This window comes from Arthrobacter sp. 10N418, assembly GCF_056394725.1.
The window spans coordinates 1-13,763 of the sequence record NZ_JBFTIK010000032.1 but is presented as its reverse complement, the minus strand read 5'-3'; the positions used below and the strand labels follow the sequence as shown (position 1 = coordinate 13,763).

Here is a 13,763-nt window from a genome sequence, read left to right as displayed (position 1 = left end):
CGAGGCTCAGTCCCGGTTCATCCGCTGAACCTAGTGGCGGCGGGTTGCGAAAAGCTGGAGCCGGCCGTGCTTTATCTCAAACAGCACTGTATTATTTATGTAGATCATCGGAATTGCCCGGCCCGCCGGAAGCCAGCGCGGAGACGTCGCCCCGCACGCCTAAGTCCCCACTTCCCGGAGCCCTCCCATGCCACTGCGCCTCTTCCCCCGCACCCGTTCCACCCTGGACCAACTGCCCCGCAAACATCGGCGGAGGCGCGGCCTCCGCGTGACAGGAGTCCTGGCGCTGAGTCTCGCCGGGCTGCTCCTGGCTTCGACGTCGGCCAATCTCCTGCTGGAGGCGCGCGAAAAGGCCACCTCAGCGGCGTACGGGCAGAGGATCCAGATCGACGGCGGCGCCATCAACGTCACCCGGGCCGGCGGTACCGGCCCGACGATAGTGCTGCTCGCTGGGCTCGGGACTGCCGCCCCGGCCCTCGACTTTGCGCCGCTTCTCCGGGAATTGGGCGGCTTCCAAACAGTGGTGGTCGAAGGCTTCGGCTACGGCTACAGCGACATGGCCGTCCGGCCGCGGACGGTGGAAAACATCTCCAACGAACTTCATGAGGTGCTGTCAAAACTCCACATCAAGGCGCCGTACACCCTCATGGGTCATTCGATTGCCGGCTTTTCCACGCTTTACTACGCCAACAAATATCCCGGGGAGGTGTCCGCGGTAATCGGCATCGACCCCACCGTTCCGGCCGCCAAGGCATCCGCTGGCGCCGCTCCCGGCTCCGCGGAGATGCCCGTAGCGGACAACTTCTGGGCGCGTATTCCTTCCACGACAGGCCTGGTCCGCTGGGCCGCGGCTCTGGGGTATGGGGAACCCGAGGGCAACAGCTTCACTGCAGGCGAGCGTCAGCAGATGCGCCAGATGACCAGCTGGAACTTCGGAAACCAGGCCGTCACCGACGAGACCCTCCGGATGGGCGAGAACGCCGCGAAGCTCCAGGATGTCCGGTATCCCGATGCTTTGCCAGTGCTGGATTTTCTGTCCCAGGACACCATGAATCAGCAGCCGGACTGGTTCGGAGCGCACGAACGCCAGTTGGCCAATGTGAAGCGCCATGAGCTGGTGGTCCTCGAAGGCGGCCACTACCTGCACTGGACGCAGTCCAAGGCCATGGCTAAGAAAATCCGGGATTTCCTGGGCCAAAGCGGCGAGAAGCCACTGCCCTAGTGCGGAGCCGGATCCGTCGGCGGGATCAGAAGCGCCCGGATGGTTGACGGAAGGATGTCTGCTGCGGCAACCTCCTTGAGGCGCCCGGCCCGGATTTCCGCGGCTGCGCCGTGCAGGATGGCGTAGAAGCACGCTGCCTGCCATGCAAGCGACTGATCGGTGCGGAAGATCCCCTCGCTTCGGCCCTTTTCAAGCACCGTCATCACCCGCGCGAGCGGTTTGTCGTGGTGGGCCCGGATCTGGTCGGCTGAGAAGTATTTTCCGACCGCTGCCAGAAGCGAGTTGAACTGGTAGAGCACCCGCCATGATGACTGGACGAGCTCCCGGAGGGATGTCCAGGTGTCCTGCTCAAGGTCCACTGCGGCGAGTTCGGCCTCGGCACGGTCCATTGTCCGGGCGAAAACTGCGCCGACCAGCTCCTCCCGGTCCGCGAAGTGTCCGTACAAGGTCACCCTGCCCACCCCTGCTACGCGGGCAATCTCAGACATGCTCGCTCCGGGATTGTCGCTCAGGCAGGTCAAGGCGGCATCGGTGATGGCGTCCTTGTTCCGGACGGCGTCCGCCCGCTTGGTCCGCTCCTTTTGCACTTCAGACATCCGGCCCCGCCCATCCGACTACTCAAACAATTATGTTCAGGTTACCAGCGGGGCCGGTGCGCTGGCGCTCGCTGTCCGGGTCAAGGTGGCCCTTTACGGAGGGGGTGGCTGGCGCTTGTGAATGAGCGGCCTGTTCGATGTTTCGCTTGAGGACAGCCAACATACGTGCCTGCATAACCCAGACAACCGGATGTAGAGCCAAAAGAAGACGAAGCTTTCAAGCCATCGGGGCCGGAGGGTTTGGTAACCGCCGATAAAAAGACGCGTGTGCCCGCCGGGCAACTCGTTGAGGAGGAAACCCCATAGGCCTTCGGTGTAGGCAGGTGGACGTGGTTGCTTCGGATCGATGCTGCAGCCCCGCAAGTCGCTCAAACCGTGGAGTCCCAGGAACCGGTTCTCTGCAAGAACCGCGACCGCGTAGGAGTCCACCAGCCGGCGGCCGGGAGCCCAGAACTTCAAGTAGTCGCCGATAGCGATGTCTTGCAGACCTGATCGGGGGGCGCGTCTATTGTGACGGCCATCGTCGCCGCCCTCTGCCCGTCCGGGACCACTTCGGCACCAGGGTAGGGTGCACAGGCTTCCTCATCGCTTGCGCCCCAGCCCATGAGCCGGGGCGCGCCCAGCCTCCGTAGACGACTGCTGCCGCTCCGGCGAGACCCAGCATCTTGCGTCCGAGTCCCATAGGACAATTGTCGGAATGTCCGGACTGCCTCGCAACGGGCCGATCCGGGAGTCTGCCCACAGGGCCGCATCGGGCTCGATCAGGCCGGTCAATCCCATCCCAGGGAGGGGCGGAGGTCGCGGCAGATCGACTCGAGCAGCCGGGCGTTGAAGTCCACGCCAAGCTGGTTGGGGACGGTGACGAGCAAGGTGTCCGCCGCCGCGACGGCCACGTCGCCGGAGAGCTCCTCAACGAGCCGGTCGGGTTCGCCGATGTAGCTGCGCCCGAAGCGGGCCAGGCCGCCGTCGAGGTAGCCCACCTGGTCCCCGGCATCGGCCTGCGCTCGCAGCCCGAAGTATCGCCGCGATTCGTCATCGATCAGCGGAATGATGCTGCGCGAGACAGACACCCGGGGCGTGCGGGTGTGTCCGGCCGCTGCCCACGCCTCCCGGAACCCGGCGATCTGCTGAGCCTGCAACTGCTCGAAGGGAACCCCGGTGTCCTCCGTCAGCAGGGTCGAGGACATGAGGTTCATGCCCTGCTGCCCCGCCCAACGGGCAGTGGCACGGGTTCCTGCGCCCCACCAGATTCGCTCGGGGAGCGTCGGCGACAGGGGCTGAATCGGGACCAGCCCGAGCTGCGCGCTGACCTGGGGATTGGCCCGGGCAATACCTGCGCCGGAGATGGCGGCCCGGAAGTTCTCAGTGTGCCGCCGGGCCATGTCAGCGTCGGACTCGCCATCGGCCGGGAGGTGCCCGAAGGATTCGTAGCCAGCCAGTACCGACTCGGGCGAACCGCGGCTGACCCCCAGCTGCAGGCGGCCGCCGCTGATAAGGTCGACGGCGGCGGCCTCCTCAGCCATGTAGAGCGGGTTCTCGTACCGCATGTCAATGACTCCGGTGCCCAGCTCGATCCGTGAGGTGCGTGCAGCAATCGCGGCGAGCAGCGGGAATGGCGAGGCCTGCTGCTCCGCAAAGTGATGAACACGGAAGAAGGCCCCGTCGACGCCGACTTCCTCCGCGGCGACGGCCAACTCAATCGCCTGCAGGAGCGCGTCCCGGCCGGACCGCACACGCGAACCGGGGACGTCGCGCCAGTGCCCGAAGGACAGAAAACCGATACGTTTCATAGGAACTGACACCTTCTCACAGGGATTCAGGTTTTCGGAAGCGGGACGGGGCCGGTGGGGCTCGAACGCTGGGCAGCCGGCGTTACCCACCCGGGCTGCCGCCTGACGCTTTCCGCCGCTGAACCGGATCCGGCCGGGTTCGGTAGGGTCAGGTCATGATCCTTACTGCGGCCGTACCGGCGCTGACGTCGTACCACTGGCTCGGCATCCCGATCGCAGCCGCCGGCGCGGTCCTGCTCGCCCTCGGAACACTGGTCCAGCACAAAAGCATCGAAGGCCAGGCTCCGGCACCCGGCCGTGCCGCCGGAAGCATGGGCGGAGGACGCCTGCAGGCCCTCCTGCGCAAACCGGCATGGCTGGGCGGGACAGCCATGCTCGCCGCAGCAATACTCCTGCAGCTGACGAGCCTGAGGTTCTCGCCCCTGATCGTAGTGCAGCCCATCGGCGCGGTCGCCCTGGTCGTAACCGCCTTGGCCACCGCCCGGACGACCCGCAGGTCCCCCGGGCGCCGGGCCCTGTCAGCCGTGGCTTTGTGTGTCTGCGGAGTGGGCGGGTTCGTTGCCGTCGCCGCTGTGTCCGCGCAGGACGTCGAGATCAGCGACCGGCACCTCATCACAATCCTCGCCCTTCTCGGCATCGTCCTCGGCGCACTCGGCACGGGATTTGGTCTCTGGCGGCACCGCTGGGGCGCCGTCGTCTTCACCAGCGGCGCCGGGATCCTGTTCGGATTCGTCGCCGCCCTGGCCAAGACTGTCATCGCCCGGCTGTTCCAGGGCGACTTCGAATGGCTGTCCCTTACCTGCCTGACGGGGCTGGTCATTGCCGCCCTGTCCGGAACGTTCCTGGTCCAGAACGCGCACACCCGGGGCACCCCCGAACTCGTCGTCGCAGGGCTGACAGTCATCGATCCCCTCGTCGCCGTCACCCTCGGCATCGCCATCCTCGGAGAAGCCGACACCGCCCCGCCGCTGGCATTCGCCGCCTTCGTCCTCGCCGGCGCAACAGCCGTCGCCGGAGTCATCCTCCTCGCCACCGTGAAAACGTCACCGGCTAGAACGCCCGCAGCCCGTGGCGACGGAAGCGGCGCGGAAACATCCGGCGTCAGGCATCCAGGACCTCGATAAGTGGCGGCGCGACGGCCCTCGGCAGGCCGGTGGGTTGACGACGCGAACCGGGGCGGCCTCTGGACCTTCGCGGACGCGTGGCGGTCGCGAGTGGCTCGACACGTGGTCTGGGGTTGGCCATGGCCCGGCTGCTGGAGCGTCAGGGCGTGACGGTGGTGCTGGCGTCCAGGTCGGAGGCCGATGTCGCAGCCGCCGTCGAGCGGCTGCGCGCAGAAGGAATCGCCGTGTCCGGACGCCGCTGCGACACGGGTGAGCTGGCCGACGTCGAGGTCCTGCGCGACGAGGCCCTGAGCCGCGGGACGCTCGCCATCCGGGTCAACAACGCCGGAACCTCCGGCGCCTTCGGACCCACGGCGTCCACACCTGTCGACGACTTCACACGAGTGGTGCGCACGAACATCCTCGGCACGTTCCACGGTTCGCGGGTTGCGTTGCCCGTGTTATCTCTTTCGGTATATCTTGGAGCATTTCTGGTGGCGGTCCCGGGCTTGCGAGGGGCCGCCATCCACCGCCCGGCGGCCTTGCAAAGGGCACGGCCCGGGCACGAGGAAGCCCGGGCTGCATCTGGGGGTGCCGTCCGGGCGTGCTGGGTGGGTCAGCTGGCGGGGAGGCCCGCGGCGGTCCAGTCAAGCCTTCCGCCGGGGACGGTGTAGGCGGTGAAGCCTGCGGCTGCCAGCTGTTCGGCGGCCGCGGCGCTGCGGCGCCCGCTGCGGCACACGGCGATCACCGGACGGGACTTGTCCAGCTCGTTGAGTCGGCCGGCCAGTTCGCCCATGGCAATATGCTTCGCGCCGGGGATCAAGCCTTCGACGACTTCAGCCGATTCGCGGACATCCACAATCTGAACGTCGCTGTCGCTCTTGAGCTGTTGCTCAAGCTGCTGTGGGGTAATTTCCATGGGCTGAGCCTTTCGGTAGGACGAGGTTGTGGTTGCCTACCATCATTATACCCCCGGGGGTATCATAGCAAGCCGGTCGCGGCCCCTGGCGGTATCTGGGAGACTGTCAAAATGGCAACACCTCCCGGGTCCACAGGACGACGGCCCCCCGCATCCCTCGCCGAACCCGCCGTCGGCGTCCCGCCGCAACGCAAGGTCCTCTCCGTCCTGGTCAGCGGCCAGATTCTCGGCGGCATCGGCATGGGCGCCACCCTGTCCCTGGGCTCCCTGCTCGCGGCACAGCTTTCCGGATCACCAGCGTGGTCGGGCATGGCAGCCACCATGAGTACCCTCGGGGCAGCCGTCGCTGCCGTGCCTCTTGCCCGGCTCGCTGTCGCCCGGGGACGGCGGCGATCGCTGTCCGCCGGGGCCTTTATCGCCGGAATCGGGGCCGTCATCGCCATCACCTCGGCGTCGGTGTCGGTCTTTCCCCTGCTGCTGCTCGGTTTGATGCTGCTCGGGGCGGGATCCGCGGTCAACCTGCAGGCCAGGTTCGCCGCCACTGACCTCGCCCGGCCTGGCACCCGGGCGCGGGACCTTTCGATCGTTGTCTGGTCCACGACCATTGGGGCAGTGCTGGGGCCCAACCTCTTCGGCCCGGGCGAAGCCGTCGGCGCGGCTATCGGCCTGCCGTCCCTGACAGGCGCCTTCGCGTTCTCTGTGGTTGCGCAACTGGCCGCCGCCCTCGTCTACCTGACCGGGCTGCGGCCCGACCCGCTGCTGGCGGCGTTGTCGATGCGCGACTTGAGCGTCGAGGCACCCCGGCCACGGAGCGGTTCACTGATACTGCGCAGCAATCCAAGGGCGCGCTACGCAGTCGCCGCCGTCGCACTCAGTCACGCCACCATGGTGGCACTGATGTCCATGACCCCGGTCCACCTCCAGGAGCACGGAGCGAGCCTGGTCATCGTGGGCTTCACCATCAGCCTGCACATCGCCGGGATGTACGCCCTCTCCCCCGTGTTCGGGTGGCTGGCGGACAAAGCCGGCAGGCTGCCGGTCGTACTCCTCGGCCAGGCCATGCTCCTGGCTTCCCTGCTGATCGCCGGCGTCGCCGCAGACTCCCGCACCGCAGTCACGGCCAGCCTCATCCTGCTGGGACTGGGATGGTCGGCTTCGGTAGTGGCAGGCTCGGCCATGGTGGCCGAATCGGTCCACATCCAGGACCGGCCTGCCGTTCAGGGCATCTCGGACTTGAGCATGAGTGCCGCCGGCTCCCTCGGCGGGGCGGCGGCCGGGCCGGTCCTGGCCTCGGTGGGCTACTCCGGACTCGGTTTCCTCGCGATGACCCTGGTGGCTGTCGTCGTCATCTGGACCGCGCTGCATGCCAGACCCACCCCGGCGGCCCCGCAGCCCGGGCACAGCTAGAACAGTCATGGGGAGTCCAGGACGATCGATTCGCGGTGCACCGCCTTGCCAGCGAACGTGGCGGAGCTCGGGTTCCCGCGTTGCCGTGCCGGCTGTAGTGACGCGCCCGAGGATACCCCGCGGGCACGACGCCTCGACGTCGCAGACAGCAGGGCATTGCCTGCGGGGCCGTGGTGGTTGATGATCGTCCTGTGCTGATTGGCAGCCACAGGACGCCCGTGCCGGAGTCGATCGGTCCGGTCTTCTGCAACACCCACCCGGAGGGAGCCGAGTCGCGTGAACGCCCTGCACTCCCGCATTGACGTCCGGCACGTTCTGCCCGGCATCTTCCAGGCGCTGATCTTCATGACAGGGGCCGTGGTCTACGGAGCCGCGGCCCTGCTCTCGGGGAGCGCCTTGCTCGGGGGAATCTACTCCGCCATTCTTGGCTGCGCTGTTGTCCTCTCCGTCGGCGTGCTGCGGTACCGTTCCCGGCGCGAACAACGGCCCCGATGGATCATCCCCCTGGGAGCGTTCGCCCTGGTCGTTGCCGTTGTCTTCGGCGCCGTGCACGGATCATTGCCGCGGTGACGAAGCATTGCTGGTGGTGCCCGTTATAGTGGCGGCATGACGTGGGGGAACGCGGCCTCGGAGCCGCTTGTGCATATTCAGGACTTCCGGATGGATTTCGGGGACACAACGGTCATCAAGGACCTGTCCTTCGATGTCCGGGCCGGTGAGACGTTCGGGTTCCTCGGGAGCAACGGCTCCGGCAAGACCACGACCCTGCGGGCCCTGCTGGGGATCTACCAGCCCACGGCAGGGACCCTCCACATCGGCGGCAAGCCCTTCACGCCGCAGGACGGCGCCCGGCTCGGTTACCTGCCCGAAGAACGCGGCCTCTACAAGAAAGAGGCAGTCCTGGATGTCATGGTCTATTTCGGCCGGCTCAAGGGCCTGGACAAGGTCCGGGCGAAGGCCTGGTCCCTGGACTATCTTGACCGCGTAGGACTGGCAGAGAAAGCCTCGATGCGGCTGGACAAGCTCTCGGGCGGGCAGCAGCAGAAGATCCAGCTCGGGGTGACGATCATGAACGATCCGGAGCTGCTCATCCTGGACGAACCGACCAAGGGCTTCGACCCGGTCAACCGGCGGCTTCTGATGGACATCATCGAAGAACAAAAACTGGCCGGCGCGACCGTCATCATGGTCACCCACCAGATGGAGGAAGTCGAACGGCTGTGTGACCGGGTCATCCTGCTCAAGGACGGCACCTCACGCGCCTACGGCACCGTCGAGGACGTCCGGGAACAATTCGGCGGGACTTTCTACCGGATCACCCACACAGGAGTCCTGCCCGACTCACCCCTGTATGAGATCGTCAGCGACGCCGGCGGCCATGCCGAACTCGCCCCCCGCCCCGGCGCGGACGAGACCACGGTCCTGCGCGAACTCGTCAACGCCGGGGCCGGGGTCAGCGCGTTCACCACGGCCAGGACATCCCTGGACGAAATCTTCGTCAGGGTCTACGGCGAAGCCCACGAACTGGCGGAGGCATAACCCCTATGGCACAGACCACGAAGCTCTCCCCCGCGCTCCGTCCCCCGACACCGCCGGCACTTCCCCGGCGCCGGTTCGCGCAGCACAACCTCGGCACGGTCGTGGGGTTCGAATTCACCCGGACCATCAAGAAGCGCCGGTTCTGGATCGCGACCCTGGCCATCCCCGTGGTGATGGCCATCGTGTTCCTGCTCGTCTACGTCAGCAACACCTCCACCCACGCAAGCGAGGACGCCCAGAAGACCGCAACCCTGTCCTTCGTCTATACCGATGACTCCGGGCTCATCCCGGCCGGCATCGCCACGGCCATGGGCGGCCGGAGAACCACCGACCCCGACCAGGCGGTGCTCGAGGTGAAAAGGGGCCTCACGGACGCATACTTCGCCTACCCGGCGGACCCCGTCACGGCCCCGATCAAGGTCTATGGGGCCGACAAAGGGATCTTCGAAAACGGCAAATACGACGCCGTCGCCAAACAACTCCTCATCACCTCGGGGGAAGCGAAAATCGGCTCCCCCCAGCTGACCGCGGCTGCCGGCGGGAACGTAAAAATCGAATCCCAGACGTTCAAGGACGGGCAGGCCGCCGGCGGGATCGGTTCGGTCATCCCGCCGCTGGTCTTCCTGCTGATCTTCTACGTCTCGATCATCCTGCTCTCCAGCCAGATGCTCAACAGCACCCTGGAGGAGAAGGAAAACAGGGTCACCGAAATGATCCTCACCACCTTGAACCCCACAACCCTGATCGTCGGCAAAGTCATGGCCCTGTTCATGGTCGGCGTTCTCCAAATGATCGTCTTCCTCACCCCGGTCGCCACTGGCTACCTCTTTTTCCGCGACAAACTCGCCCTCCCCGACCTCGACCTCTCCCACCTGAGCTTCGAGCCCGGACCCATGATCGTCGGGGCACTGCTGCTGCTGGGCGGATTCACGGTCTTCACCGGAGTCCTCGTCGCGGTCGGCGCGGTCATGCCCACCGCCAAAGACGCCGGCACCATCTTCGGCCCCCTCGTGGCCCTGATCTTCGTGCCCTTCTACGGCGTCAGCCTCATCGTCTCGGACCCGCACGCACCCATCGTGCAGATCTTCACCTACTTCCCGCTTTCGGCCCCTGTGACCGCGATGCTCCGCAACGGCTTCGGCACCCTCTCACCGGTCGAAGCAACCATCGTCATCGCCGAACTGTTCATCACCGGATTCCTTGTCCTCCGCCTCGCCGTCCACCTCTTCCGCTACGGATCCATCGAATATTCCCGCAAACTCTCCATCGCCGGGACCTTCCGCAAACGCAACGCCAAACCGATGGCATGAGACCGGAGGGCCGGGATGCGTCCCTGTCCGGGACGGGGCAGCAAGAATCCGTAAAGCTGCCCGATGACCTGCAGTTGCCCGCGGCCCTCCTGCCTCCGGACGTTGCGCCCGGATGGGAGGGCTCGCGTCTGCGCCGGCGTTTGCTGTGGCGCGCGGTGCTGGGCGTGTCCGGCTTCGCCGTCGTGGTCGTTGGCCTGGTGTTTATCTTCGGGTCCCTCACCAGGCCCTATTGGGGCGGGTTCGTCCGTGTCCCGGCGGTCGTGACCAGCCAGCACCCCTTCTTCTCCAGGGGCGAGCACTGCGACCTGGGCCTGGCGTTCACTCTTGACGGCCTGCACCAAACTGCAACGTTCGACCCCGCGTCCACGTGCGCTGGGATGCCCAAACCCCGGACCACGGTCACGGCAAGTGTTGACCCGGCCGACCCCTCCCACGCCCTGATCGTGGGCCTCGACCAGTCCCAGCGGAACATGCCGTATTTTTTCGCCATCATGGGCGTTATCGGTCTGGGCGTCTGTGGCGCAATCATGGGACTTGGCGTCTCGACCTACCGGCACGCCCGGACGATGGCCGGCACCGCACAATGGAAACGAGTGAGCGTCACCGTCCTCTGGCGGCACATGTACAAGAACGTCACCGATCTGACGCTGGGGGCTCCCGGCCCGGACGGGACACCGCAGATTTTCCAGCTGACGTACTCCGGCCGCGGCCCGTGGCCGAACCGTCCCATGGCAGGGCACGTGTTGGAGCTGTGGATCCTCGCCGACGGCGGCCAGCACGTCCTGTTCTCCGGACCGGACTGCAAGGGCCCCGCCGCGGGGCGGGCCTACGTGCCGAACAGCTTCGAACGACGGACCATGGGCATTTGACGGGCACAGCCCGGAGGAGCAGTCGGGGGTAGATTGTGGACATGGGACAGAATTCCGCAGACCGTGAAGGTGTGCTCGCTGATCGGCTTCTGGGTATCGCCGAGTTCAGCCACGCGCACTGGTTTTTCGGCAATCTCTATGAGGCCATCGTCAAAGTCCCGCACCGGGTCGCGGCCGCCGAAGCAAGCCGGGACCTCGCCCGGTCCCCCTTCGGCGCGGGGAGCCCGGGCCGGTACTACGCGCCGATCGCCCCGGTCATCGCCCCTGCCGCCATCGCTGCCCTCGTGTCGGGGTGGAATCATGCCGAAAGCAGGCCGTGGCTGATAGCGGCAGCCGCCAGTTCCACAACGGGTGCGGCCGCTACCGTGTATCTGCTCCGGTCCGTTAACCCTAAGCTGTTCTTTAGCCCGGAACCGCTCAGCGAAATGCGCCGCAAGCCCCTGTTGCAGCGGTGGTACAGGGTCCATGCCCTCAGACTCACCGCCAGCGGCGTTGCCCTGGCCGCCATCCACCAGGCACGGACCATCCGGCTCAAAAGTCGCCGCTGACACCTCACTGTCGGCCCTCCGACGCGAAGAAGACAGTCGCCGTGGGACCATTGACGCCGCACCTAGAATGGCGCTAGGGCAGTTCCGGAATATGGCAAAGTACCACAGGCCGATGCTGGAGGGGCTGCGAAAGCCCTCGTCCTCACCGCAGACAAGTTTGAAGATCTCGAATTGTACGTTCCAGTCTTCCGCCTCATCGAGGCCGGGTGGACAGTCGACATCGCCGCCCCGGAAACGGGCAAGATCACCGGCGAGAGTAACTGGTACTACGTCATCGCAAACAAGCGCATCGACGAGATCGACCCAGACGAGTATGACCTTCTCGTCCTGCCCGGCGGCAAACCGGATGGGGCACCCTCGACGGTACGGAACAATAGCCGGGCGGTGGAAATCGCACGCTCATTCTTTGCCGGCAACAAACCGGTCGCGGCAATCTGCCATGGACCTTATCTCTTGGTTTCTGCGGACCTTGTGAGAGGTCGGCGGCTCACCTCCTATTGGGGAGACGGCGTGCCGGACGAAATCACCAATGCCGGTGGGACATGGGAAGATGTGGACGTAGTGGTCGATGGAAATCTCGTCACCTCGCGATGGCCGATGGACATAGCCGCGTTCTCGAGGGAAATGATGAAGTTGGTGGGCGACGGCGCCTGACTGTTGGCGGCGGCGGGTCCGCGACCTCGACGCGGCGCCACATCCGACCCCCGGAGGGCAGATTCCCCTGACCACAAGGGGCCACGTCAGGTCTACGCTGGGTTTTGTCAGTTGCGCCCGGATTGCTCAGGCGCCCGGACTCCGAGAGCGAGATGCCCATGAGCAGTGTTGATACAGTCCTGGCAGGCCTCGGTTCCGAGCTCGGCTGGCTCCGCGAGACGTACACCAAGCTGCACAGGCATCCCGAATTGAGCTTTGAGGAGCACGAGACCTCGAAGCTCATCGAGGAGGGACTCGCTGCGTTCGGTTATTCGGTGACCCGCATGGGCGGCACCGGCGTCGTCGGCGTCCTCATGAACGGAGGGGGCCCGACTGTCCTGGCACGCGCCGACATGGACGCACTCCCCGTCACCGAGGCCACAGGGTTGGCCTATGCGTCGGCGGTGGACGGGATCATGCATGCGTGCGGGCACGACCTGCACGTCAGTGCCCTGCTTGGTGCGGCGAAGCTCATGGCGGAGGGACGCGGCGCCTGGTCCGGGACCTACATCGCGTTGTTCCAGCCCGCGGAGGAAATCGGGGCAGGGTCCAAGGCAATGGTCGACGACGGACTCGTCACCAAAGTGCCACGGCCCGACGTCGCGCTCGCCCAGCACGTGATGCCGATACCGGCGGGGACAGTCGCGACTACGGCCGGACCGGTCCTCTCGGCCGGAGATTCGCTCAAAATCACTGTGTACGGCAAGGGCGCGCACGGTTCGATGCCGCACATGTCTGTGGACCCGGTGGTGCTGGCCGCCTCGATCGTGCTCAGGCTGCAGTCCGTCGTCTCCCGGGAGACGAAGCCGGGCGACTTCGCCGTCGTCACCGTGGGGGCGCTCAACGCCGGTGCAACGTCGAACATCATCCCGGACCGCGCTACCCTCCTGCTGAACATCCGCACCTACGACCACCAGGTCCGGGCCAGCGTGCTGGCCGCGATTGAGCGGATCGTCAAAGGCGAGTGCTTTGCCGCCGGATCGCCCCGGGATCCTGATTTCGAGTATTACGACCAGTTCCCGCTTACGAGCAACGATGCGGCCGTGACAGAACGGGTGCGGGCCGCGTTCTGCGCCCACTTCGGGTCGGACTCCGTGCGCAGCGCCGAGAGGCAGACCGCTTCCGAGGACTTCAGCCGCATTCCAGGCGCATTCGGTGTGCCATACACATTTTGGCTCCTCGGCGGCGTGGACCCCGAGACGTTCCGGGCTGCCGCCGCAAGGGGAACAGTGGCCCAGGACATCCCCGCGAACCACTCCCCGTTGTTCGCCCCCGTGATCGATCCGACTCTGTCCATGGGCGTCCAAACCCATGTCGTCGCTGCGCTTTCGTACCTCGCTGACGGGTAAGCCCCGAACACCGGCCGACGGCGGCCCGGATGACTGCCGCTCCCGTCTGCGGTTGGACGCGCGGGCTCAAAGCCGGTCGCACCTGCGTGCCAGCGTTCCGCTCCCGAACTCGCTATTTTGTCGGTGGCTGGTCATAGTCTTTGGGTGTGAAGAGCGGAGCGGCTTTGAGTGCCGGGTGCAGGGAGGCGGTGGCGGCTGTCGCCGCGTCCGCTGCTGCGCTGGCCGCGTTCACGGGCGCGGGCCGCGCTGAGCCGTCCGGCGCGGATCCTTTGCGGGATCTGGCGGATGATTGCCTGGACGGGTTGGCCGAGGCGGCCCGGTTGGAGGCCCGGACTGCGGCGTTGAAGGTGCGGCTGGCCGCGGAGTATGTGCAGGCGGCCAGGTTGCTGGCGGCTCCGGGGGCGTCCCGGCAGGACCG

General features: G+C 66.3%; 13 protein-coding genes and 2 pseudogenes. 12 read left to right on the top strand and 3 right to left on the bottom strand.

What is annotated here, in order from left to right; translation table 11 throughout:
* Nucleotides 1-187: 187 nt before the first annotated feature.
* Nucleotides 188-1,222, top strand: coding sequence for an alpha/beta fold hydrolase (locus tag AC1DCZ_RS17880; protein WP_476975786.1), 1,035 nt, complete (start codon nucleotides 188-190; stop codon nucleotides 1,220-1,222).
* On the opposite strand, the gene AC1DCZ_RS17875 is transcribed toward AC1DCZ_RS17880, so the two are convergent.
* Together AC1DCZ_RS17875 and AC1DCZ_RS17870 are read right to left on the bottom strand one after the other, a co-directional pair.
* Nucleotides 1,219-1,818, bottom strand: coding sequence for a TetR/AcrR family transcriptional regulator (locus AC1DCZ_RS17875; protein ID WP_476975785.1), 600 nt, complete (start codon nucleotides 1,816-1,818; stop codon nucleotides 1,219-1,221). The genes AC1DCZ_RS17880 and AC1DCZ_RS17875 overlap by 4 nt on opposite strands.
* A gap of 770 nt (nucleotides 1,819-2,588) precedes the next feature.
* Complete coding sequence (locus AC1DCZ_RS17870) at nucleotides 2,589-3,608, bottom strand: LLM class flavin-dependent oxidoreductase (protein WP_476975784.1); 1,020 nt, start codon at nucleotides 3,606-3,608, stop codon at nucleotides 2,589-2,591.
* Between the two features lie 155 nt (nucleotides 3,609-3,763).
* On the opposite strand from AC1DCZ_RS17870, the gene AC1DCZ_RS17865 reads away from it, so the two are divergent.
* Together AC1DCZ_RS17865 and AC1DCZ_RS17860 are read left to right on the top strand one after the other, a co-directional pair.
* Nucleotides 3,764-4,732, top strand: coding sequence for a DMT family protein (locus AC1DCZ_RS17865; protein ID WP_476975783.1), 969 nt, complete (start codon nucleotides 3,764-3,766; stop codon nucleotides 4,730-4,732).
* A 77-nt stretch (nucleotides 4,733-4,809) separates the two neighbouring features.
* Entirely contained in the window at nucleotides 4,810-5,385 is a 576-nt protein-coding gene (locus AC1DCZ_RS17860; protein ID WP_476975782.1) for an SDR family NAD(P)-dependent oxidoreductase, read from the top strand.
* Here the strand turns inward: AC1DCZ_RS17860 and AC1DCZ_RS17855 are convergent.
* Nucleotides 5,328-5,630: a rhodanese-like domain-containing protein gene (locus tag AC1DCZ_RS17855; RefSeq protein WP_476975781.1), complete on the bottom strand. Its 303-nt coding sequence runs from the start codon at nucleotides 5,628-5,630 to the stop codon at nucleotides 5,328-5,330. The genes AC1DCZ_RS17860 and AC1DCZ_RS17855 overlap by 58 nt on opposite strands.
* A 111-nt stretch (nucleotides 5,631-5,741) precedes the next feature.
* On the opposite strand from AC1DCZ_RS17855, the gene AC1DCZ_RS17850 reads away from it, so the two are divergent.
* From AC1DCZ_RS17850 to AC1DCZ_RS17810, 9 genes and pseudogenes are all read left to right on the top strand, one after another.
* Nucleotides 5,742-7,037 (top strand): MFS transporter, encoded by a 1,296-nt coding sequence (locus AC1DCZ_RS17850; RefSeq protein ID WP_476897140.1) that lies wholly within the window; start codon nucleotides 5,742-5,744, stop codon nucleotides 7,035-7,037.
* Nucleotides 7,038-7,313: 276 nt separating this feature from the next.
* Nucleotides 7,314-7,607 carry a hypothetical protein gene (locus AC1DCZ_RS17845; protein ID WP_476975780.1) on the top strand — a complete coding sequence of 98 codons (294 nt, stop codon included), beginning with the start codon at nucleotides 7,314-7,316 and terminating at the stop codon, nucleotides 7,605-7,607.
* Nucleotides 7,608-7,643: 36 nt separating this feature from the next.
* Nucleotides 7,644-8,576, top strand: coding sequence for an ABC transporter ATP-binding protein (locus AC1DCZ_RS17840; RefSeq protein ID WP_476975779.1), 933 nt, complete (start codon nucleotides 7,644-7,646; stop codon nucleotides 8,574-8,576).
* A 5-nt stretch (nucleotides 8,577-8,581) separates the two neighbouring features.
* Nucleotides 8,582-9,886 carry an ABC transporter permease gene (locus AC1DCZ_RS17835; protein ID WP_476975778.1) on the top strand — a complete coding sequence of 435 codons (1,305 nt, stop codon included), beginning with the start codon at nucleotides 8,582-8,584 and terminating at the stop codon, nucleotides 9,884-9,886.
* A complete protein-coding gene (locus AC1DCZ_RS17830) occupies nucleotides 9,883-10,755 on the top strand; it encodes a hypothetical protein (protein WP_476975777.1) in 873 nt (290 codons plus the stop codon). The genes AC1DCZ_RS17835 and AC1DCZ_RS17830 overlap by 4 nt, the downstream gene beginning before the upstream one ends.
* Before the next feature lie 41 nt (nucleotides 10,756-10,796).
* Complete coding sequence (locus tag AC1DCZ_RS17825) at nucleotides 10,797-11,303, top strand: hypothetical protein (protein WP_476975776.1); 507 nt, start codon at nucleotides 10,797-10,799, stop codon at nucleotides 11,301-11,303.
* Between the two features lie 141 nt (nucleotides 11,304-11,444).
* Nucleotides 11,445-11,957: pseudogene (locus tag AC1DCZ_RS17820) on the top strand (type 1 glutamine amidotransferase domain-containing protein); the annotation flags it as partial.
* Nucleotides 11,958-12,115: 158 nt separating this feature from the next.
* On the top strand, nucleotides 12,116-13,345 hold the full coding sequence (locus AC1DCZ_RS17815) for an amidohydrolase (RefSeq protein ID WP_476975775.1): 1,230 nt from the start codon (nucleotides 12,116-12,118) through the stop codon (nucleotides 13,343-13,345).
* A 146-nt stretch (nucleotides 13,346-13,491) separates the two neighbouring features.
* Nucleotides 13,492-13,763: pseudogene (locus AC1DCZ_RS17810) on the top strand (HNH endonuclease signature motif containing protein); the annotation flags it as partial.